This is a genomic window from Brevundimonas sp. P7753, from assembly GCF_013386595.1.
Lineage (GTDB): Bacteria > Pseudomonadota > Alphaproteobacteria > Caulobacterales > Caulobacteraceae > Brevundimonas > Brevundimonas bullata.
This window is the reverse complement of the sequence record NZ_JACARP010000064.1, coordinates 1-20,076: the sequence shown is the minus strand read 5'-3', so window position 1 is coordinate 20,076 and position 20,076 is coordinate 1. Positions and strand designations below refer to the sequence as shown.

Annotated in this window: 20 protein-coding genes and 1 tRNA gene; 13 read left to right on the top strand and 8 right to left on the bottom strand. The window is 65.3% G+C overall.

The annotated features are described in order from the left end of the window. Nucleotides 1-169: 169 nt before the first annotated feature. The 4 genes from HX774_RS12815 (at nt 170) to HX774_RS12800 (ending at nt 4,122) form a co-directional block, all read left to right on the top strand. Nucleotides 170-1,567: an ammonium transporter gene (locus HX774_RS12815; protein ID WP_178827281.1), complete on the top strand. Its 1,398-nt coding sequence runs from the start codon at nt 170-172 to the stop codon at nt 1,565-1,567. Nucleotides 1,568-1,708: 141 nt separating this feature from the next. Next, a complete protein-coding gene (locus HX774_RS12810; protein ID WP_178827280.1) occupies nt 1,709-2,389 on the top strand; it encodes a TorF family putative porin in 681 nt (226 codons plus the stop codon). Between the two features lie 117 nt (nt 2,390-2,506). Further along, nucleotides 2,507-2,809 (top strand): SCP2 sterol-binding domain-containing protein, encoded by a 303-nt coding sequence (locus tag HX774_RS12805; RefSeq protein WP_114816242.1) that lies wholly within the window; start codon nt 2,507-2,509, stop codon nt 2,807-2,809. 104 nt (nt 2,810-2,913) lie between these two features. Further along, nucleotides 2,914-4,122 carry an acyl-CoA dehydrogenase family protein gene (locus HX774_RS12800; protein WP_178827278.1) on the top strand — a complete coding sequence of 403 codons (1,209 nt, stop codon included), beginning with the start codon at nt 2,914-2,916 and terminating at the stop codon, nt 4,120-4,122. A gap of 68 nt (nt 4,123-4,190) precedes the next feature. On the opposite strand, the gene HX774_RS12795 is transcribed toward HX774_RS12800, so the two are convergent. Next, nucleotides 4,191-4,427, bottom strand: a complete 237-nt coding sequence (locus HX774_RS12795; protein ID WP_178827276.1) for a hypothetical protein — start codon at nt 4,425-4,427, stop codon at nt 4,191-4,193. Nucleotides 4,428-4,486: 59 nt separating this feature from the next. Beyond that, nucleotides 4,487-5,092 (bottom strand): sigma-70 family RNA polymerase sigma factor, encoded by a 606-nt coding sequence (locus tag HX774_RS12790; protein WP_178827274.1) that lies wholly within the window; start codon nt 5,090-5,092, stop codon nt 4,487-4,489. Between the two features lie 174 nt (nt 5,093-5,266). Here HX774_RS12790 and egtB point away from each other — a divergent pair, with 174 nt between their 5' ends. Continuing rightward, nucleotides 5,267-7,414 (top strand): ergothioneine biosynthesis protein EgtB, encoded by a 2,148-nt coding sequence (egtB, locus tag HX774_RS12785; protein ID WP_178827272.1) that lies wholly within the window; start codon nt 5,267-5,269, stop codon nt 7,412-7,414. Between the two features lie 71 nt (nt 7,415-7,485). Here the strand turns inward: egtB and HX774_RS12780 are convergent, their stop codons facing one another. Both HX774_RS12780 and HX774_RS12775 read right to left on the bottom strand, forming a co-directional pair. Beyond that, nucleotides 7,486-7,716, bottom strand: a complete 231-nt coding sequence (locus HX774_RS12780; RefSeq protein WP_105562276.1) for a general stress protein — start codon at nt 7,714-7,716, stop codon at nt 7,486-7,488. 97 nt (nt 7,717-7,813) lie between these two features. Next, a complete protein-coding gene (locus HX774_RS12775) occupies nt 7,814-7,969 on the bottom strand; it encodes a hypothetical protein (protein ID WP_178827270.1) in 156 nt (51 codons plus the stop codon). Nucleotides 7,970-8,080: 111 nt separating this feature from the next. Here HX774_RS12775 and HX774_RS12770 point away from each other — a divergent pair, with 111 nt between their 5' ends. Next, complete coding sequence (locus tag HX774_RS12770) at nt 8,081-8,359, top strand: hypothetical protein (RefSeq protein WP_178827268.1); 279 nt, start codon at nt 8,081-8,083, stop codon at nt 8,357-8,359. A gap of 1 nt (nt 8,360) precedes the next feature. Here the strand turns inward: HX774_RS12770 and HX774_RS12765 are convergent, their stop codons facing one another. Beyond that, nucleotides 8,361-9,062, bottom strand: coding sequence for an MBL fold metallo-hydrolase (locus HX774_RS12765; protein ID WP_178827266.1), 702 nt, complete (start codon nt 9,060-9,062; stop codon nt 8,361-8,363). A 171-nt stretch (nt 9,063-9,233) separates the two neighbouring features. On the opposite strand from HX774_RS12765, the gene tig reads away from it, so the two are divergent. From tig to HX774_RS12750, 3 genes are all read left to right on the top strand, one after another. Beyond that, nucleotides 9,234-10,577, top strand: coding sequence for a trigger factor (tig, locus tag HX774_RS12760; RefSeq protein WP_114816235.1), 1,344 nt, complete (start codon nt 9,234-9,236; stop codon nt 10,575-10,577). A 169-nt stretch (nt 10,578-10,746) separates the two neighbouring features. After that, nucleotides 10,747-11,388, top strand: coding sequence for an ATP-dependent Clp protease proteolytic subunit (locus tag HX774_RS12755; protein WP_114816234.1), 642 nt, complete (start codon nt 10,747-10,749; stop codon nt 11,386-11,388). An 89-nt stretch (nt 11,389-11,477) separates the two neighbouring features. Beyond that, nucleotides 11,478-11,798 carry a hypothetical protein gene (locus HX774_RS12750; protein ID WP_178827264.1) on the top strand — a complete coding sequence of 107 codons (321 nt, stop codon included), beginning with the start codon at nt 11,478-11,480 and terminating at the stop codon, nt 11,796-11,798. 16 nt (nt 11,799-11,814) lie between these two features. Here HX774_RS12750 and HX774_RS12745 read toward each other — a convergent pair whose 3' ends face one another. Next, nucleotides 11,815-12,462, bottom strand: a complete 648-nt coding sequence (locus HX774_RS12745; RefSeq protein ID WP_178827262.1) for an HAD-IB family hydrolase — start codon at nt 12,460-12,462, stop codon at nt 11,815-11,817. A gap of 193 nt (nt 12,463-12,655) precedes the next feature. On the opposite strand from HX774_RS12745, the gene clpX reads away from it, so the two are divergent. The 4 genes from clpX to HX774_RS12725 all read left to right on the top strand — a co-directional run bounded on the left by clpX (nt 12,656) and on the right by HX774_RS12725 (nt 17,197). Beyond that, nucleotides 12,656-13,924: an ATP-dependent Clp protease ATP-binding subunit ClpX gene (gene clpX, locus HX774_RS12740; protein WP_178827260.1), complete on the top strand. Its 1,269-nt coding sequence runs from the start codon at nt 12,656-12,658 to the stop codon at nt 13,922-13,924. A gap of 361 nt (nt 13,925-14,285) precedes the next feature. Beyond that, the gene (gene lon / locus HX774_RS12735) at nt 14,286-16,685 is read left to right on the top strand and encodes an endopeptidase La (protein ID WP_178827258.1); all 2,400 of its coding nucleotides are present in this window, start codon (nt 14,286-14,288) and stop codon (nt 16,683-16,685) included. Nucleotides 16,686-16,803: 118 nt separating this feature from the next. Next, nucleotides 16,804-17,079 carry an HU family DNA-binding protein gene (locus HX774_RS12730; RefSeq protein WP_114816229.1) on the top strand — a complete coding sequence of 92 codons (276 nt, stop codon included), beginning with the start codon at nt 16,804-16,806 and terminating at the stop codon, nt 17,077-17,079. A gap of 41 nt (nt 17,080-17,120) precedes the next feature. Next, a tRNA-Val gene (locus tag HX774_RS12725) sits at nt 17,121-17,197 on the top strand. A gap of 564 nt (nt 17,198-17,761) precedes the next feature. On the opposite strand, the gene HX774_RS12720 is transcribed toward HX774_RS12725, so the two are convergent. Together HX774_RS12720 and HX774_RS12715 are read right to left on the bottom strand one after the other, a co-directional pair. Next, a complete protein-coding gene (locus HX774_RS12720) occupies nt 17,762-19,288 on the bottom strand; it encodes an ABC transporter substrate-binding protein (protein WP_178827256.1) in 1,527 nt (508 codons plus the stop codon). After that, nucleotides 19,285-20,076, bottom strand: a 792-nt coding sequence (locus HX774_RS12715; RefSeq protein ID WP_178827254.1) for an ABC transporter ATP-binding protein, incomplete at its 5' end; no start/stop codon positions are given. The genes HX774_RS12715 and HX774_RS12720, both read right to left, overlap by 4 nt.

Here is a 20,076-nt window from a genome sequence, read left to right as displayed (position 1 = left end):
CGTGCGCGCCTCTGGGCCGGGATGGCCCCAGGTTCGGGTGTGGTGTGCCTAAGTCATTGATACTGATCTTCATCGGCATGAATGATCAGTATCCTGCATTTTTCCTCTTGCCGCCTTCGCAATTGCAATAAATAGTTCGCAACTGCGAAAAGCATGAGGGGATACAGGCATGACGCAGTTCAAGAACAGCTTACCGGGGCTATTGGCCCTTCTCTGTCTGACCGGCGGGTTATTCGCCGTCGGAGCGGCGCTTGCGGCGCCGGACGCCGCGACCGTCGCCAACATTGCTAGTGCTGCTGTAACAGCGTCGGAGCCTGCTCCGGCGCTGTTTTCACATCAGGTTCCGCTGGAGCTGGATGCGGCGGGCACGGCCTGGCTGGGGACCTCCACCGCCCTGGTCCTGCTGATGACCCTGCCGGGCCTGGCGCTCTTCTATGGCGGTATGGTGCGCCGCAAAAACGTGATCGCCACGATCACTCAGTCGGTCGCCGCCTTTGCGGTGGTGTCGCTGACCTGGTTCATCGCCGGCTACACCATCGCCTTCGGCACGAACGGCGACGAAGGGATCAACCAGTATATCGGCAGTCTGGACGCCCTGTTCCTGAATGGGGTGACGGTGGATACGGCCCACAGCCTGCTGCCGGGCATACCGGAGTTCCTCTGGGTGTCCTTCCAGCTGACCTTCGCCATCATTACTCCGGCGCTGATCACCGGGGCCTTCGCCGAGCGATTGAAGTACTCGGGCATGCTTCTGTTCACGGCCCTGTGGTCGCTGATCGTCTATGCCCCTATCGCCCACTGGGTCTGGGGCGGCGGCTTCCTGGGCGCGCAAGGGGTTCTGGACTTCGCCGGGGGCGCAGTGGTTCACGTCAACTCGGGCGTGGCGGGTCTTGTCTGCGCCCTGTTTCTGGGGCCGAGGAAGGGTTACGGCGTCGAGCCCATCACGGCGCACAATCCTGTCCTGACCATGATCGGCGCCTCGCTGCTGCTGGTTGGCTGGATCGGCTTCAACGCCGGTTCGGCGGGGGCGGCCAACGGCCTGATGGGGGCCGCCCTGATCAACACCCTGCTGGCGGCGGCGGCGGCTTCGCTGGCCTGGAAGTTCGTCGAGGTCATCTACAAGAAGAAGTGGTCGCTGATCGGTGTGCTGTCCGGTGTTGTGGCGGGTCTGGTCGCCATCACACCGGCGGCGGGCTTCGTCGATCCCAAGGGGGCGGTCATCATCGGTCTGATCGCCGGTCCGGCCTGCTATGTCTCGTCGGTCTGGCTGAAGAAGCTGCTCAAGTATGACGACAGCCTGGACGCCTTCGGCCTGCACGGCGCCGGCGGTCTGGTCGGCGCCCTGCTGACCGGCGTCTTCGCCTCCACGGCGATCAACAGCTTGTCGGAAGGGGCCAATATCGGGGCTCAGGCCCTGGGGCTGGTCTGGACCATCCTGTGGAGTGCGGTCGGCACCCTGATCATCCTGCTGATCTGCAAATACACCACGGGCCTGCGCGTCACCGACGAGCAGGAAGAGGATGGCCTGGACGCGCATCTGCACGGCGAAGTGCTGGACGGCGTCTAGGTTGAGGGGCGGGACGCGGCGCCTCCCCGCCGCGCCCCATGCCCTGAGAACCTGCCAAGGGAACCAAGGCCCGGTCGCGCTCCACCAGCGGTCGGATGAGTAGGCGTGACCGAAATCAATCAGACTTTGAGGGGATATGTCATGAGACTTGCACTTGCCTGCGTTTCACTGCTGGCGCTGAGCGTGGGGGCTGGGGCCGTTCAGGCTCAGGCCGCGCCAGAGGTCGCCTTCAACATCGGGGTGGTCAGCGACTACGTCTTCCGCGGCGCCAGCCAGACCAATGAGGACCCGGCGCTTCAGGGCGGAATCGACGCCACCTTCGGCGGCGGATTCTACGCCGGGACCTGGGCGTCGATGGTCGATTTTGGCGACGGGACAGACGCCGAGGTCGATCTGTACGGCGGCTATCGTACCGAGGCGGCGGGCTATGCGCTGGACTTCGGCGTGGTCGGCTATCTCTACGTCAATGAACCCGGCCCTGCGGACTACAACTTTGTGGAGTTCAAGGCGGCTGCGTCGCGGGCCATCGGTCCGGCGACCCTGGGCGCGGCGGTCTATTACTCGCCGGACTTCTTCGGAGCGGATGACGCCGCGACCTATCTGGAAGCCAACGCCGCCTATGCGGTGGCCGACAAGTGGACCGTCTCGGGCGCGGTCGGTCATCAGTGGCTGGACGTCAATGCGGACTACACCACCTGGAACCTGGGTCTGGCCTATGCCCTGACCGATCATCTGGCGGTGGACGTGCGCTATCATGACACGGACGTGGACGGGCCGCTGACCGACGACCGCTTCGTAGTGGGTCTGAAGGCCGGCTTCTAGGGGATGGCGGGGCGGCGATCTGGCGCGACCAGTCGCCGCTTTCCCTAGCGTGATCTTGGCGCCGCCCTCGCAGCGGGCTACGCCTTCGCCTCAATCTTGCTCTTGGGAGAGACGCACTTGGACCTGAACGCTGTCACTGAACACATCCGCGGCGCCGTCGGCGAAAACTCCGGCCTTGGCAAGACCGTCAAGCTGGACCTCGGCGATGTCGGCAAGATCTTCATCGACGGCGCCTCCGTGCCGAACTCGGTGTCGAACGAAGACAAGCCCGCCGACGCCACCGTCTCGATGAAGTGGGACGACTTCGTCGCCCTGTCGGAAGGCAAGCTGGACCCGATGATGGCCTTCATGCAGGGCAAGCTGAAGATCGCCGGCGACATGATGATCGCCCAGAAGCTGGCGCCGCTGCTGAAGCGCTGATGCGTTTCTGAGCACCCCAAAAAAGAACGGCGCGGCTCCCTCGGGGCCGCGCCGTTTTGCTATCGGCGCTCGCAGAAGCGCGGTTAAGACTTGAGGACACGATCATGGATTTCGCCCCTTCCGAACGCGGCCTGATGTGGCGCGAACGCCTGTCGCGCTTCATGGAAGACCACGTCGCTCCGGCCGAGGCGGAATACCGCGCCCAGGTCCACGCCAATCCCAAGGTTCAGGCCCCGGTGATGGAGTCGCTCAAGGCCAAGGCGCGTGAGGCGGGGCTGTGGAACATGTTCCTGCCGGGCGAGCACGGCGCCGGTCTGACCAACCTTGAGTACGCGCCCCTGGCGGAGCTGATGGGGCGGCGGCTGTGGTCAGCCGAGGTGTTCAACTGCAACGCCCCCGACACCGGCAATATGGAAGTCCTGCATATGTACGGCGACGCCGCGCAGCAGGAACGCTGGTTGAAGCCGCTGATGGCGGGCGAGATTCGCTCGGCCTTCCTTATGACCGAGCCGGAGGTGGCTTCGTCCGACGCCACCAATATCCGGACCAGCATCGTCCGCGACGGCGACCACTATGTCGTCAACGGCCGCAAGTGGTGGTCGACCAATATGGCCCATCCCAACGTCGCCATGACCATCGTCATGGGCAAGACCGACCCGGACGCCGCCACCCACCAGCAGCAGAGCCAGATCATCGTGCCCGTGGATACGCCGGGCTTCCGCGTCGAACGGATGCTGTCGGTGTTCGGCTATGACGAGGCGCCGATCGGCCACGCCGAGGTGGTGCTGGAGAACGTCCGCGTCCCGGTCGCGAACCTCATCGCGGGCGAGGGGCGAGGCTTCGAGATCGCGCAAGGGCGGCTTGGCCCCGGCCGCATCCACCACTGCATGCGCGTGATCGGCGCGGCTGAACTGGCGCTGGAGCTGATGTGCGAGCGACTGCTGTCGCGCACCGCCTTCCGCAAGACCCTGGCCGAGCATTCGGTGTGGGAGCAGCGCGTGGCCGAGGCCCGCACCAATATCGAAATGTGCCGCCTGCTGGTGCTGAAGGCGGCCTGGATGATGGACGAGGTCGGCGCCAAGAACGCCAAGTCCGAGATCGCCCAGATCAAGACGGCGGCGCCGAAGATGGCGCTGCAGGTCATCGACGACGCCATCCAGGCCTTCGGCGGGGCGGGCGTGTCGGGCGATACGCCGCTGGCCGAACTCTACGCCACGGTTCGCACCCTGCGGATCGCCGACGGCCCGGACGAGGTGCACAACCGCACGATCGCCCGTCTGGAATACGCCAGGCACGGCGGACTGCGCCGCTAGCTAAAAATAGGGGGCCGTGGCGTTCGCCATGGCCCCTTTTCGCGCCGTCTCAGATTGTCGTCCGACGGTCAGTGCCGCTTGTCCTGGCGGAACAGCTGATGGCGATGATGCGAGCCGATGCCGCCTTCCGTCACGTCGCTGATGAAGAAGTTTTCGCTGTGGCGGTGGGGCGGTTCTGAGCCGAAGTGCTGGCGAATCCAGTTTGTGAAGCCGGTTCTTTTGACCTGAGCTTCGCCAGAGGCTGTTGACGACGCCCTGTCCTGATCGGGCGGGGCATGGGATTGGGTATTCAGGGGGTTCATCATGTTCAGACTCTCCCGTGTCTGCCCCTAGAACCGATCAAATGAGGGGGTGTTCCCCCCGTCTAGCTGCCTTCGTCGATTACATTTTCGACAGCTTCCAGCGGGACTTCCATATCCAGCAAAACGGCAAGCCGATGCCGTGCGCGATTGACCCGGCTCTTGATGGTGCCGACCGCGCAACCTGAGATGTCGGCCGCTTCCTGATAGGACAGGCCCGCCGCCCCGACCATGACGATGGCCTCTCGATGTTCGGGGGGAAGGGCGTTCAGCGCCGCCTGCAGCGAGGTCAGTTCGGCGGTCCATTCCTGGCTGGCCTCGGCGGTCAGACCGGCGGCGTAGCGGCCTTCCTCGTCGGGGACCTCGCGGCGGCGCTTGGCGGCGCCCGTGTACCAGCTGTTGCGCAGGATGGTGAACAGCCAGGCGCGCAGATTGCTGCCCGGCTCGAAGCGGGCCCGGTGCGCCCAGGCCTTGGTCAGGGTCTCCTGCACCAGGTCGTCGGCGTCGGCCGAGTTCCGGGAAAGGGTGAAGGCGAAGGCGCGCAGCGACGGCAGGAAGCCAGTAATCGACGCGCGCCAATCGACCGGATCGACAATCCCAACGGGACGATGAGAGCCTTGATAGCCCGGGCCTTTGTCCTGCGGCCCGTCAGGCACGCGAACATGAGGCATGCAACGGGAATCCTGAACTCTAAGCCGCGCCCCGAAGACGGGCTGCGAGTTGCAGGAACGTCGCCTTCGGCGGACCGTTCCGTTTTCTTGGCGATGTGATCAAGCGGAACCGGGACGTCTCAACCTGCATTGAAGCGACTGCGGCGACGCCGGGTTTCAGAAAGAATTGCGCGAATGAATCAACCTGTTCGGGTTTCCTCGATCACCGATCAGGATGTCGAGGCCTATCGGCGGGTGAGGGCGCGGATGCCGCAACTGGCGGCCGGCCTTTCGGCAGAAGACCTGGCGGCCCAGTCCATGCCCGACGCCAGTCCGGGCAAATGGCACCTGGGCCATGTCAGTTGGTTCTTCGAGACGATGATCCTGGCGGGCCGGCCCGGCTATCGGGTCGTCGACGAGCGGCTGAACGCCGTGTTCAACTCCTATTATGAGGCGCTGGGCGAACGGGTCGAGCGGGCTGAGCGGGGCTTGATGACCCGTCCGTCGCTGGCCGAGGTCATGGCCTATCGCGCCGAGATCGACCGCCGCATGGAGGCGTGGCTGGCCGAGGGGCCAGGCGAGGGACTGGAACCCTATCTGTTCGCCCTCGGCCTGAACCATGAGCAGCAGCATCAGGAGCTGTTCCTGATGGACGTGCTGAACCTGATGTCGCGATCAAGGCTGGACCCGGCGGCCTATGAGGCCGAGCCGCGTGTCGGTGAGATGGAAACCCGTCTGGGCGGCTGGGTCTCGTTCGAGGGCGGGCTGACGCAGATCGGCGCGGGCGACGACGGCTTCGCCTTCGACAACGAGCGGCCCGCACATAGAGTCTGGCTGGAGCCCTTTTCCCTGGCCGCCGATCTGACGACCAATGCCGACTGGATCGAATTCATCGATGACGGCGGCTATCGGCGCGCCGAGTTCTGGCTGGCGGACGGGTGGGCGCGGGTGAAGGCGGAGGGCTGGGCCGCGCCGCTTTACTGGCGTGAAGAGGCGGCGGGCTGGAGCGTCATGACCCTGACCGGGCGGCGTCCCGTCGATCCGGCGGCTCCGGTTCGCCATGTCAGCTTCTATGAGGCCGACGCCTTTGCGCGGTGGTCGGGGCGAAGGCTGCCGACCGAGGCGGAATGGGAGCGGGCGGCGCGAGCCGATCCGGCGGCCTTCTCGAACCTGACGGGCGAGGTCTGGCAGTGGACGGCCAACGCCTACGCCCCCTATCCGGGATTTTGTCCGACCGAGGGGACGGCGGCGGAATACAACGGCAAGTTCATGGCCAATCAGATGGTCCTGCGAGGCGGCGCCTTCGCCACGCCCGAGGGCCATGCGCGGCCCAGCTATCGCAACTTCTACTATCCGCATCAGCGCTGGATGTTCGCCGGGGTGCGACTGGCGGCGGACGGCGCCGTGATCGAAGAAACCGGCGCGCACGACGCCTTTCGTCAGGACATGATCGACGGCCTGTCGCGCCGGGTGAAGGCCTTGCCGCCCAAGTGGTTCTATGACGCCGAGGGGTCGCGGCTGTTCGAGGAAATCACCCGTCTGCCGGAATATTATCCGACCCGGCAGGAGGCGGCCTTGCTGCGGCGGGTCGCGCCGGAATGGGCCGGGCGTTTCGGGCCGGACGCGGTGCTGGTGGAGCTGGGGTCGGGGGCCAGCGAGAAGACGCGCATTGTGCTGGACGCGGCGCGTGATCTGGCCACCTATGTCCCCATCGACATCAGCCCTTCGGCCCTGAACGAGGCCGCCGATCGTATCCGCGCCGATTATCCGGGGTTGAAGGTCCTGCCGGTGGTCGGGGACTTCGAACATCTGGCGCCGCCGCCGGTCGAGGCGGGGCAGGGGCGACGGATCGGTTTCTTCCCCGGCTCAACCATCGGCAATCTGACGCCCGAGGCGGCTGTCACCCTGTTGCGTTCGGCGCGGGAGGTATTGGGCGAGGGCAGCCTGTTCATCCTCGGCGTGGATCTCGTGAAGTCGCCCCAGGTCCTGGTCGCGGCCTATGACGACGCCCAGGGTGTGACGGCGGCGTTCAACCGCAACCTGCTGGTGCGCGCCAATCGCGACCTGGGCATGGATTTCGAGCCCGAGGCCTTTGACCATCTGGCGCTGTGGAACCCTGAGCATTCGCGGATGGAGATGCACCTGAGAGCGATGCGCCCGATGACTGTGCGGTTGGGTAAGCTGGCCTTCCGCTTTGCCGCGGGAGAGACCGTCCATACCGAAAGCTCACGCAAGTTTGACGAGGCGTCGGTGACGGCGCTGGCTCATGCGGCGGGGTGGGGTCTGGAGGCGTTCGAGGTCGGGCCCGACCCGGCGGTCGGTTTAGCCCTGCTGGTGGCCTGACGCGGGTTCAGGCGCAGCAAAAAGGCGGCGCGCCGAAGGGCTGCGCCGCCTTGATGGCTGACAGGTGACGCTTAGCCCTTGGGCGGGGTGTCGCTGTCAGTCTTGTTGCGCGAGCCGTGCGAGGCTTCGCCGCCCTTGCGGCCGGCCTGGGCCGCCAGGCTGCGGTCCTGAGAGAAGCTGCGCTTCTCGCTGGGGACGCTGGCGCCGCCCTTGCGGGCGATCTCGCGTTGGCGTTCGGGGTCCATCGAGGCGAAGCCTCGCTTGGAAACACCGGAGCCGCGGGTGGGCTGACCTTCGGCCATTCGGCTGTTCCTTTCAAAGACGGTGGCGCTTGCCGGAAAGAACCCGACGCCGCCGCCGTGGTTCCGAACAAGAACGATTTCCTTGTTCTGTGGACGGTCAGTCGTGGGGACGGGAATCGCCGGGCTGTCCGCCGCCCGGTTCAAGCGGGGGCAGTTCCTCGGGCGTTTCGCCGGGCTGCAGGTCGGGCTCAGGCGTGGCGGGCGGCTGGATCTCGGGCGCGCCGCCGGGGGTGTCGGGCTCGATATAGGTCATGCGTCTCTCCTGTTGGTCCGCTCCAACGCCTGGGAAGAGAAGGCGGTTCGATCAGGAACCTGCGGCGGATCGACGGGTTGAAAAACGACCCCTCATCACAGGAGATTGCTTATGGCCGAGCCCTATACGTCCGCGGTTTCGCCGGAAGACGTTATCAACGGCGCATCGACGGAGAGCCTGAAGTTGGAGCGCGAGGCCGACTCCATCATCGCTAGGGGGACGCAGCCGCGTCCGATCCATGAGGCCGTGCGCGAGGATGCGGCGGAGGCGCGGGCCTGGGCCGACCGGCGCGTAAAACGCACACGCGACGCCATCCGCGACGAGCCGATGCGGGCGACGCTCTATGCCCTGGGGATCGGCGTGATCATCGGCCTGCTGGCCGCGCGCTAGATCACGAGGGGCCGGTCGCCGGGCGGGCGATGGGCGCGCGCGACATGGCCTGATCCGAAACATAGGGGTTGGTCAGTCGCTCGGCCCCGAAGGTCGAGTGCGGACCGTGACCCGGCACGAAGGTCACGTCGTCGCCGAGGGGCCATAGCTTTTGCGTGATGGCGTACAGCAGGGCGCCGTGGTCGCTGCGGGGAAAGTCCGTGCGACCGATCGAGCCCTGGAACAGGACGTCGCCGACCTGGGCGAAGCGCGCCTCGCGATTGAAGAAGATGACATGGCCCGGCGTGTGGCCTGGGCAGTGAACGACTTCCCAAGTGGTCTCGCCCAGCGTCAGGACGTCGCCGTCATCGAGAAAGCGCGTCGGGGTAAAGCTGCGCACGTCGGGCAGGCCGTACTTCTGACCTTGGGTGGGAATCAGGTCGATCCAGAACTGGTCCTGGACGTGAGGGCCGATGATGTCCACGCCGGTCTTTTCCTGCATCTCGGCGGCGCCGCCGGCGTGGTCCAGGTGGCCGTGGGTGATCCAGATCGCGTCCAGCGTCAGGCCGCGTCGCGAGATCTCGCTCAGAATCGCATCCACCGAACCGCCGGGATCAATGACGGCGGCCTTGTTCGTCTTCGTGCACCAGACGGTGGTGCAGTTCTGCTGCAGCGGCGTGACGGGCGTGACGAAGACGCCGATGGGGGAGGCGGGCTGGCTCATGGCCTCTCAGATAGCGGCAGCAGGGCGACTAAGGAACCGGGCGCGTTGACCTTTCGGCCCCTTCTCGACATAAGAGCGGGCTTCGAGGCGCCGCTCCTAAAGGGGCGGCCCTATTGCTTTATCCACCGCGCGCGCCGTCCGGCGTCGCCACAGAGCGTCAGAATCCCGACCATGCAAGTCGTCGAAAAGTCGAACGAAGGCCTCAGCCGCGTGATCGCGGTGACCATTCCGGTAGCCGAGCTGAACGAAAAGCTGGAAGCGCGCATCAAGGAAGTCGCGCCGCAGATGAAGCTCAAGGGCTTCCGTCCGGGCAAGGTGCCGGCCGCGCACGTCAAGAAGACCTTCGGCCGTGACTTCATGGGCGAAATCATCAACGCCTCGCTGAACGAAACCAGCCAGAAGGCCCTGGACGACGCCAAGCTGCGTCCGGCCGCCCCGGCCGAGATGAAGCTGATCTCGGACATGGACAAGGTCATCGCCGGTCAGGAAGACCTGGCCTACGAAATGGCCTTGGAAGTCATGCCCGACTTCACCCCGGTCGATCCCAAGACCCTTAAGCTGGAGCGCCCGACCTACACCGCTTCGGACGAAGATCTGGAAGAAGCCCTGAAGGAACTGGCCTCGCAGGCCAAGTCCTACGAGGACAAGACCGGCAAGTCGGTCAAGGCCGCCGAAGGCGACCAACTGACCATCGACTTCGTCGGCAAGCTGGACGGCGAAGTGTTCGAAGGCGGCTCGGCCGAGGACGCTGACCTGGTGATCGGCTCCAACCGCTTCATCCCGGGCTTCGAAGAGCAGCTCAAGGGCGCCAAGGTCGGCGAAGAGAAGACCATCGAAGTCACCTTCCCGGAAGACTACCAGGCCAAGAACCTGGCCGGCAAAGCCGCGACCTTCGACGTCAAGGTCAAGGCCATCAAGGCCGAAGCCGAAGCCAAGATCGACGACGAGTTCGCCACCCGCATCGGCCTGGAGTCGCTGGACAAGCTCAAAGAGCTGCTGAAGGCCAACCTGGACCAGCAATACGCCGGCGCTGCCCGCTTCAAGCTGAAGCGCGCCCTGCTGGACCAACTGGACGAGGCGCACAGCTTCGACCTGCCGCCCAAGATGGTGGACGCCGAGTTCGAAGGCATCTGGGCCCAGGTGTCGGCTGACAAGGACGCCGGCCGTCTGCCGGAAGAGGACGCTAAGAAGTCGGAAGACGAGCTCAAGGCCGAGTACCGCAAGATCGCCGAGCGCCGCGTGCGCCTGGGTCTGGTGCTGGCCGAAATCGGTCGCGCCAACAACGTCGGCGTGACGGACCAGGAGCTGTCGGGCGCCATCATGGCCGAAGCCCGCAACTACCCGGGCCAGGAAAAGATGGTTCTGGACTTCTACCGCCAGAACCCCAACGCCGCCGCCCAGCTGCGCGCGCCGATCTATGAAGAAAAGGTCGTCGACCTGATCGTCGGCGTCGCCGACGTCACCGACACGCCGATCTCGAAAGAAGAGCTGCTGAAGGAAGAAGACGAGGGCTAAGCCCTTCCCTCCCAAGCCAAGGCTTGCGATCCCCGTCCCGGTTCTTCCGGGGCGGGGATTTGCTTTTGGGGGCGCCGCCTTGCGCCGAGCCTCTATGAACGCGATATCGTAGGAGACAGGCGCGCGTTCGGTTGAGTCGCGCGGCCTCCCAGCATTCGAGAAGGCCTTCATGCGCGATCCGATCGACTACATCTCCAATAACCTGGTGCCGATGGTGGTGGAGCAATCCAGCCGTGGCGAACGGTCGTTCGACATCTTTTCGCGCCTGCTGCGCGAGCGGATCATCTTCCTGACCGGGCCGTTCGAGGACGGCATGGCCTCGCTGATCTGCGCCCAGCTGCTGTTCCTGGAATCGGAAAACCCGAAGAAGGAAATCAGCATGTACATCAACAGCCCCGGCGGTCAGGTGACCTCGGCGCTCGCGATCTACGACACCATGCAATACATCAAGTCGCCGGTCTCGACCGTGGTCATGGGCATGGCCGCCTCGGCCGGTTCGCTGATCCTGACGGCGGGTGAAGCGGGGCAGCGCATCGCCCTGCCGAACGCGCGGGTCATGGTGCACCAGCCCTCGGGCGGCTTCCGCGGCACGGCGTCGGACATCGAGCGCCACGCCGAGGACATCATCGCCACCAAGCGCCGCTTGAACGAGATCTACGTCCACCACACGGGCCGGACCTATGAGGAGGTCGAGCGCACCCTGGACCGCGACCACTTCATGACCGCTGAAGAAGCCAAGGCCTGGGGCATCGTCGACCACGTCTATGACAAACGCACCCAGGCCGACGACGACGGCGTGAAGACGGTCTAGATCTGACGCTCAGCGTCTGAGATAGCGAGGCGGGGTCCGGCGACGGGCTCCGCCTCGAATCGTTTCAACGCCCGTGCTATCAGGCGGCCATGCAGTACACGCGCGATTCCAAAGGCTCCGTCGAAGTCGACGGCGACATCTATGAGTGGGAGATCCGCCGCCAGCCTCAGCCCAAGTCGGGCGGGAAGTGGGAGGGCATGGCCGTCACACTGTGCCTGGTCGACTTCAAGCGCGAGGCCATCATCCAGTTTCCGCCGCCGCTGCGCCCCAACGGCCGGCCGGACGTCGAGAAACAGCGGGTGAACGTCGATGCGGTTCGCAACGCCGTGGTCTCGGCGATGGAGGCGGGCTGGAACCCGACCTCGCGCGGCAAGCCCATGGTCTTCGACGTGGACGCCGACGGTCACTGACCGCCCATGCCGCGCGTCAGGGACGAGCGGTGAAGACGCGGAAGCCCTTTTCCTCGGCGATGGCGATCATTTCGGTGTCGCCCGAGGTGTCGCCATAGGCGGCGGCCAGCGTCATGTCGTCGCCGTAGGCGGCGCGCAGGCGGCGGACTTTTTCCTCGCCCCGGCAGTTTTCGCCCGCAAAGGCGCCCGTGACGCGATCCTGGGCGTCGAACACCAGCTGGGTGCCCAGCAGGCCTTCGGCACCCAGGCGACGGGCGAAGGAGGCGACGGTCGTTTCGGGCGAGGCGGTGACGATGACGCGGTGCGCGCCCTTCTCGCCCCAGGCGTTCCAGCAGGCGAGGGCGTCGGGGCGCATGAAACGGTCCCAGACCTGATCGGCATAGCGTTCGGCCTCGGCCTCAAGCGCCTGACGCTCTACGCCGTGCAGGAATTCACGCACGGAGGCGGCCTTGATCCGGCCCCGGTCGCGATCGCCGATGTAGGCGGCCAGCGCCGGCGCCATCTTCGCCAGACCGACGGCCCAGCCGGCCGCGCCCGCGCGCCAGCGCAGGAAGGCGGTGAAGCTGTCGCGAATCGTCAGGGTGCCGTCAAAATCGAAAGCGACGATCGGACGGTCCCCGACGGGGGACTGGCGAAACGATTGTGCGGCACCCATGTCAGACATTAGCCGTGATCCCCATAGAAACTGTCTTTCACCTGCCTGTTCGTGCGTTGTCGCGTCGCAACAGGCTTGTGGCGGAACGTGTGATGGGTGATTGTCATTTTTTGAAGACCTTCGCGCGTAGATTCACGGATCGATTGCGAAGGAAGCGCCTTCCGTCCCATGTCGGGCCGGATCGCGGGAGTGAGAAGGGTCTATGACCAAAGCCGCCGGCACAGACGCAAAAAGCACGCTCTACTGCTCATTCTGCGGAAAGAGCCAGCACGAGGTGCGCAAGCTCATCGCCGGACCGACGGTGTTCATCTGTGATGAATGCGTCGAGCTGTGCATGGATATCATCCGCGAAGAGCACAAGATCGCTTTCAAGACGACCAAGGACGGCGTGCCGACTCCGAAGGAGATCCGCGACGTCCTGGACGATTATGTGATCGGCCAGAGCCACGCCAAGAAGGTGCTGAGCGTCGCCGTCCACAACCACTACAAGCGCCTGAATCACGCGACGAAGAACAACGACGTCGAGCTGGCCAAGTCGAACATCATGCTGATCGGGCCGACCGGCTCGGGCAAGACGCTGCTGGCCCAGACGCTGGCGCGCATCATCGACGTGCCGTTCACCATGGCCGACGCCACCACCCTGACCGAAGCCGGTTATGTGGGCGAGGATGTCGAGAACATCATCCTGAAGCTGCTTCAGGCCTCGGACTACAACGTCGAGCGGGCTCAGCGCGGCATCGTCTACATCGACGAGATCGACAAGATTTCGCGCAAGTCGGACAACCCGTCGATCACCCGCGACGTGTCGGGCGAAGGCGTGCAGCAGGCCCTGCTGAAGATCATGGAAGGCACCGTCGCCTCCGTGCCTCCGCAGGGCGGCCGCAAGCATCCCCAGCAGGAGTTCCTGCAGGTCGACACCGCCAACATCCTGTTCATCGTCGGCGGCGCCTTCGCCGGCCTTGAAAAGGTGATCTCGGCGCGCGGGGCAGGGGCTTCGATCGGCTTCGGCGCCAAGGTCAAGGAAATCGACGAACGCCGCACCGGCGATATCCTCAAGGGCGTCGAACCGGACGATCTGATGCGCTTCGGTCTTATCCCCGAGTTCATCGGCCGTCTGCCGGTTCTGGCGACGCTGGAAGACCTGGACGAGACGGCGCTTGTCACCATCCTGACCGAGCCGAAGAACGCTCTGGTCAAGCAGTACAAGCGTCTGTTCGAGATGGAGAACGTGGCGCTGACCTTCACCGAGGACGCGCTGAACGCCGTCGCCAAGAAGGCGATCACGCGCAAGACCGGCGCTCGCGGCCTGCGCTCCATTCTGGAAGGCATCCTGCTGGAGACCATGTTCGAACTGCCGACCTTCGAGGGCGTCGAGGAGGTCGTGGTCAACGCCGAGGTGATCGAAGGCCGCGCCCAGCCGCTGCTGATCTACTCGGAAAGCTCCAAGAAGAAGGCCGACGGCGCCGCCTGATCGGGCGACTCACTGTCGGAAGGGGGCGGCGCCGGCGACGGCCCGCCCCCTTTTCCATTCCGGCTGGTCTGCGGCCCCGGCGCCACAGACTGTTCGAGGTGGAGATGACTTCCCCAGACGCCGTCGGCGCATGAACCGGCCTTGGGGCCGGAGAGGGTCGATCAGGTCGTCCACCGTGGCCGCCGAAACACGCATCTGTGGGCCATCCGCCCGCTACGCTTGAACACGGCGTCACACGAACCACATACTCACACGAAAGCCGCCGGAATCGGCGGGTCGTTCTGAGGAGTTTCGGCACTCGCGCCGGGGCGGTTCAGGGCGGCGGGCCGGAGATCTCCGATGGCCCAGGAAAGTACGCATCATGACCGAGAGCAAAATCCTCCCCGTCCTGCCGCTGAGAGACATCGTCGTCTTTCCGCACATGGTCGTGCCGCTGTTCGTAGGACGCGAGAAGTCCGTGCGGGCGCTGGACGAGATCATGAAGGGCGACAAGCAGATCCTGCTCGCCACCCAGAAGAACTCCGTCGACGATGATCCAGCGGCGGACGCCATCTATCAGACGGGCGTTCTGGCCACTGTCCTGCAACTGCTGAAGCTGCCCGACGGCACCGTGAAGGTGCTGGTCGAGGGCAAGGGGCGTGCGCGCCTGACCCGCTTCACCGACCGCGAGGACTACTACGAGGCCGAGGCTGTCGAGATCGCCGATGAGGAAGGCGACGCCTCCCAGAGCGAAGCCCTGCTGCGCGCGGTGATCGAGCAGTTCGAAAACTATGTGAAGCTGAACAAGAAGGTCCCGCCCGAGGCCCTCAGCTCCATTCCCCAGATCAGCGACCCGTCCAAGCTGGCGGACAGCGTGGCCGCCCACCTGTCGGTGAAGATCGCCGACAAGCAGAGCCTGCTGGAAACCATCGACGTGCCGGCCCGCCTGGAGAAGGTCTATGGCCTGATGGAGGGCGAAATCAGCGTCCTTCAGGTCGAGAAGAAGATCCGCTCGCGCGTGAAGCGCCAGATGGAGAAGACCCAGCGCGAATATTATCTGAACGAGCAGATGAAGGCGATCCAGCGCGAGCTGGGTGAGACCGACGACACGCGCGACGAACTGCTGGAACTCGAAAAGCGCATCCGCAAGACCAAGCTGTCCAAGGAAGCCCGCACCAAGGCCGAGGCGGAGCTGAAGAAGCTGCGCAACATGTCGCCGATGTCGGCGGAATCGACCGTGGTGCGCAACTATCTCGACTGGCTGCTGTCCGTGCCGTGGGGCAAGGCCAAGACCAAGCCCATCGACCTGCAGAAGGCCGAGGACATCCTCGAGGAGGACCACTACGGCCTCGAGAAGGTCAAGGAACGGATCATCGAGTATCTGGCCGTCCAGGCGCGCACCGGAAGCCTTAAGGGCCCGATCCTCTGCCTGGTCGGCCCTCCCGGCGTCGGCAAGACCTCACTGGCGCAGTCCATCGCCAAGGCGACCGGGCGTGAATACGTCCGCATGTCGCTGGGCGGCGTGCGCGACGAAAGCGAGATCCGCGGCCACCGCCGGACCTATATCGGCTCCATGCCCGGCAAGATCATCCAGTCGATGAAGAAGGCCAAGACGACCAACGCCTTCGTGCTGCTGGACGAGATCGACAAGCTGGGCTCCGACTGGCGCGGCGACCCGTCCTCGGCCCTGCTGGAAGTGCTGGACCCGGCCCAGAACTCGACCTTCGGCGACCACTATCTGGAGGTCGACTACGACCTGTCGCAGGTCATGTTCGTGACCACGGCCAACAGCCTGAACATGCCTCAGCCCCTGATGGACCGGATGGAGATCATCCGGGTCAGCGGCTACACCGAGGATGAGAAGGTCGAGATCGCCAAGCGTCACGTCCTGCCGAAACAGCTCAAGGATCACGGCCTGAAGGAAGGCGAGCTGATCGTCCCGGAAGAGACGATCCGCGACTTGATCCGCTATTACACGCGTGAAGCCGGCGTGCGTTCGCTGGAACGCGCCCTGGGCGGACTGGCCCGCAAGGCGGTGCGCGAGATGGCCAAGACCAAGGCTGTCTCCATCACCGTCGATGCGGCCAAGCTGGCCGAATATGCGGGGGTGAAGAAGTTCCGCTACGGCGAGACGGATGCTGAGGATCAGGTGGGCATCGTCACCGGCCTGGCCTGGACCGAGTTCGGCGGCGACATCCTGACCATCGAGGCGATCAAGATGCCGGGCCGTGGTCGCATGACCGTGACCGGCAACCTGAAGGAGGTGATGAAGGAGTCGATCTCCGCCGCCGCCTCCTATGTCCGCAGCCGCGCCCTCAGCTTCGGCGTCAAGCCGCCGGTGTTCGAGAAGACCGACATCCACGTCCACGTGCCGGACGGCGCCACGCCGAAGGACGGCCCCTCGGCCGGCGTGGCCATGACCGTGGCCATGGTTTCGGTCCTGACCGGCATCCCGATCCGCAAGGACATCGCCATGACCGGCGAGATCACCCTGCGCGGCCGGGTCACGGCCATCGGCGGCCTGAAGGAGAAGCTGCTGGCGGCTCTGCGCTCCGGCGTGAAGACGGTGCTGATCCCTCAGGAGAACGAGAAGGACCTGGAGGAGGTGCCGGAGAACGTGAAGTCGGCGCTGGAGATTGTGCCGATCTCGACCGCCGACGAGGCGCTGAAGTGGGCCCTGACCGGCACGCTGACGCCGGTGGAGTGGGACGAGGCGGCCGAGCCCCTGCTGCCCGCGCCGCAGGGGGCGCCGTCCCAGGACGGAACCGCCGTCAGCCACTGAGGCCCGACGACCATCTGAGCGACAGCGCGCGGCCCGGGGAAACCCGGGCCGTGTTGCTTTTGACGTCAGCGTCAGGAAGGCCTTAAGTGCGCCGGGGAAATTTGCTGGGGAGCAGACAATGAACAAGACCGAGCTGATCGGCGTCATGGCCGAGGCGGCGGGCATCAGCCGCGATCAGGCCAAGCTGGCGCTGGAAGCCTTTACGGACAATGTGACGGCCTCGCTGACCCGTGGCCGCGACGTGCGCCTGGTCGGTTTCGGCAGTTTTATCGCCGTCGAGCGCAAGGCCGGAACCGCCCGTAATCCGCAGACCGGCGAGGCCATCGCCCGCCCCGCCTCGCGCACCGCCCGCTTCCGGGTTGGGGAAGGATTGAAAAGCGCCTTGAACGGCTGAGAGGACACGGGCATTAAGCGCGCCTGACGCACACGTCATGAGGGCGGCTAGCTCAGCTGGTCAGAGCATCTCGTTTACACCGAGAGGGTCGGCGGTTCGAACCCGTCGCCGCCTACCAACGTTTCTCAGCAAAATCAGCAGATTGTACCGATTTTGGTGAGGCGAGTTGTTCCGGTGACGGAGCAATTTAGGTTTAGGGGGGCGGTAGGGGGGCAGTTTCTGCGGATTTCGCTGAAATGTCCTGAAACGGTTTGGCCCGGTCAGCCGGGCATGACGGTCCAGCCAAGTCACCGCCTCCATCCGAAGCCGCAGTCCGTGCACGCGACGCAGCGTCACCTCCTGCAACACCGCCTGCCCAGCATCGGCAGGGCGCGGATCCAACGGTGGCAGTACCCGTGGACCGGCAAATCGCTGCGCCGACAGCGACTGCACCGCAGGCCGGCCCCTGGCTCGGGCTCCAGTATGATGTGAACCGTCGTCGCTTCAACGCGCAGGTCTACGACTTGGAAACCTTCCCAAAACGGGAGGCGGACTTTAACTTCGGACATGGGAACGGCGGGCTCCGGGCTGGATGTCTGGTCGCACAAACATCTTCACCCAGAATTTGCCGTTCCTACCCACCGCTCCCGGACTTGCGCGAAGAACCTGTTTAAATGCGGCCACCGTGCTTGATGTCGCACAGCTAGGGCGTGCGAGGCCCATCGTTCTTCAGCTCGATCAGCTCGTAGACCGGCACGCGGTTGGCGATAACAAGGTTCTTGACGCGTGGTGTATGGCCGAAAACGTCGATCTGCTCGGCGAGGTAGATCGAAGCCGCTGCATCGTGGTAGGCGCGGGAAAGGCGTTGCAGTGCAAGCGTCCGCTGTCCGACATCCATTATGCTCGAAGATGCGATGAGCGCCTCCGTGAGGGCCGGATCGCAGAAGAAGGGCTTGGGCTTGAGGCAGGAATAGGTCTCCAACGGTTTGCGGAGGTCGTTGTAGGGCGCTGCGGTCAAGGGATTGGCGAAGGCGTCTATGCCGTCCCAGCGGCCGGTCTGGTTGCGGCTCACCATTGTGGCGTAAGGCGCGGGTCTGAACTCGGCTCGGACGCCGATCGCGATCAGATAGGAGGCCACGGCCTGGTATATGGCCGCATCGGCTGGGAGGGCGCCGATGACGCCTTCGATCGCGAGGTCGAAGCCGTCGCCGTAGCCTGCAGCTTTGAGGAGGGCGATCGACCGTTCAGGATCGTAGTCGTAGGGGGCTATGGAAGGGTCATAGCCGGCCGTCACCCTGGATGCGGGCTGGCCCGATGGGGCGCCGCGGCCGGCGAGCAACATCTGCGAAATAGCCCCTTTGTCGACGGCGTGGTTGAGCGCCTGGCGCACCCGCACGTCGTCCAGCGGCGTGGCGCGGCCCTCGGTCACAAGCGCTATAGCCATTACCTGCATGGACGGCGGTGTGACGACGGAGAGGCCGCGGGCTTCAAGCAGTCCGAGCTCGTCAAGTCCTACGCGGCCCAGATCGATATGTTGGGAGATCAGGGCTTGGTTGCGGACCGCTTCGTCCGTGAGTTCGATAACCTCCAGGCCGGCCACTCGGGGAGCGCGCCAGCTTTGGGGATTCGCAGTCATGATCGCCCGGCGTCCGCGCTCGTCGAAACGCTCCAGGCGAAATGGCCCGGAGCCGATCGGCGCCTTGGCGAAACCTGCGGGCCCCAGCCGCAACCACGCCTCCGGCTCGACGATCATGGTGGACGTCAGGCGGCGCGGGAGGACGGGGTCGGGACTTTGCAGGGTCAGAATCAGGGTGCGGGCGTCCGGCGCGGCGACGGCGGCGATGTCGCGCATTCTGGCGCCGATGATCGTGGTCCGGCCGGCCGGCGAGATCAGCCACCGGAAGGTGGCGGCGGCGGCAGAGGCGTTGACCGGGGCGCCGTTGGAGAAACGGACGCCGTCGCGCAGGGTGAAGACCCAGGTCTTCCCGTCCAGGCTTGTCCACCGCTCGGCGAGGGCCGGCTGGACTTCGCCGACTTCGTCCAGGCGGGTGAGGCCGTCGAAAAGGGCGGACCAGGTGTGTGCCGGCGGCCCGCCTTCGGCCCGGTAGGGATCGCCCCAGGATGCAGGAAGTGCGGGCACGCCTACGCGCAGCACATCGGCCGGAGGAGGGGGAGGGCTACAGCCGACGCCGAGGCCGATGAGCAGGAAAAGAAGGCTAAGCCGGATCATGCGCCATCTCCAAAACGGCGGCGAGCGACGGTCTCGGGATTGAGGCAGGCGTCTCTGAGGCGGCGCGTATAGGCTTCGGCGGGGGCGTCGATCACCGTGCGGGCGGGACCTTGTTCGACAATCCGTCCTGCTCGCATCACCACGATACGGTCGGCGATCTCTGACATCAGGGCCAGATCGTGTGAAACGATCAGGAAGGAGGCGTCGAGCTTCGAGCGAAGCTGGGAAAAGAGCGCTGCGACCTGAGCTTTGATCGACACGTCCAAGGCCGACATGGGTTCGTCGGCAACAATCAGGCGGGGTTCGAGCGCCAGAGCGCGGGCGATGGCGACCCGTTGCCTCTGGCCGCCCGAGAGGGCGTCCGGGCGCCGGTCGGCCATGGTCTCGTCCAGCCCTACAAGATCCAGAAGATGCTCTGCGCGGCGACGCGCTTCAATCCGGCCGGCGCCGTGGGCTCGCATCGGCTCTGCGATCGAGGCGGCGAGGCTCTGGCCTGGGCTCAGCGAGGTCGAGGGGTCCTGGAAGATCATCTGCATGTCTCGCCATATCAGGCGTCGCTTTCGCGAGGAGAGGCGCGTGATCGGCGCCCCATCGAAGCGGATGTCGCCCGAGGCGATGGGGGTGAGGCCCATCAGAGCCCGTAGGGCCGTGGTTTTTCCCGAGCCCGATTCCCCCACCACTCCGACGATCTCGCCGGGATGGATCGAGAAGCTGGCTGCCTCCAACGCGCGGAAGCCGTCATAATCCACGCTGACCGCGCTCAGTTCCGCCAGGGGGGGGGTCATGGC

What these genes read in the sequence shown, in the direction of transcription:
- HX774_RS12815 (WP_178827281.1), top strand. Translation starts at nt 170, where the DNA reads ATGACGCAGTTCAAGAACAGCTTACCGGGGCTATTGGCCCTTCTCTGT.
- HX774_RS12810 (WP_178827280.1), top strand. Translation starts at nt 1,709, where the DNA reads ATGAGACTTGCACTTGCCTGCGTTTCACTGCTGGCGCTGAGCGTGGGG.
- HX774_RS12800 (WP_178827278.1), top strand. Translation starts at nt 2,914, where the DNA reads ATGGATTTCGCCCCTTCCGAACGCGGCCTGATGTGGCGCGAACGCCTG.
- HX774_RS12795 (WP_178827276.1), bottom strand. Translation starts at nt 4,427, where the DNA reads ATGATGAACCCCCTGAATACCCAATCCCATGCCCCGCCCGATCAGGAC.
- HX774_RS12790 (WP_178827274.1), bottom strand. Translation starts at nt 5,092, where the DNA reads ATGCCTCATGTTCGCGTGCCTGACGGGCCGCAGGACAAAGGCCCGGGC.
- egtB (WP_178827272.1), top strand. Translation starts at nt 5,267, where the DNA reads ATGAATCAACCTGTTCGGGTTTCCTCGATCACCGATCAGGATGTCGAG.
- HX774_RS12780 (WP_105562276.1), bottom strand. Translation starts at nt 7,716, where the DNA reads ATGGCCGAAGGTCAGCCCACCCGCGGCTCCGGTGTTTCCAAGCGAGGC.
- HX774_RS12775 (WP_178827270.1), bottom strand. Translation starts at nt 7,969, where the DNA reads ATGACCTATATCGAGCCCGACACCCCCGGCGGCGCGCCCGAGATCCAG.
- HX774_RS12770 (WP_178827268.1), top strand. Translation starts at nt 8,081, where the DNA reads ATGGCCGAGCCCTATACGTCCGCGGTTTCGCCGGAAGACGTTATCAAC.
- HX774_RS12765 (WP_178827266.1), bottom strand. Translation starts at nt 9,062, where the DNA reads ATGAGCCAGCCCGCCTCCCCCATCGGCGTCTTCGTCACGCCCGTCACG.
- tig (WP_114816235.1), top strand. Translation starts at nt 9,234, where the DNA reads ATGCAAGTCGTCGAAAAGTCGAACGAAGGCCTCAGCCGCGTGATCGCG.
- HX774_RS12755 (WP_114816234.1), top strand. Translation starts at nt 10,747, where the DNA reads ATGCGCGATCCGATCGACTACATCTCCAATAACCTGGTGCCGATGGTG.
- HX774_RS12750 (WP_178827264.1), top strand. Translation starts at nt 11,478, where the DNA reads ATGCAGTACACGCGCGATTCCAAAGGCTCCGTCGAAGTCGACGGCGAC.
- HX774_RS12745 (WP_178827262.1), bottom strand. Translation starts at nt 12,462, where the DNA reads ATGTCTGACATGGGTGCCGCACAATCGTTTCGCCAGTCCCCCGTCGGG.
- clpX (WP_178827260.1), top strand. Translation starts at nt 12,656, where the DNA reads ATGACCAAAGCCGCCGGCACAGACGCAAAAAGCACGCTCTACTGCTCA.
- lon (WP_178827258.1), top strand. Translation starts at nt 14,286, where the DNA reads ATGACCGAGAGCAAAATCCTCCCCGTCCTGCCGCTGAGAGACATCGTC.
- HX774_RS12730 (WP_114816229.1), top strand. Translation starts at nt 16,804, where the DNA reads ATGAACAAGACCGAGCTGATCGGCGTCATGGCCGAGGCGGCGGGCATC.
- HX774_RS12720 (WP_178827256.1), bottom strand. Translation starts at nt 19,288, where the DNA reads ATGATCCGGCTTAGCCTTCTTTTCCTGCTCATCGGCCTCGGCGTCGGC.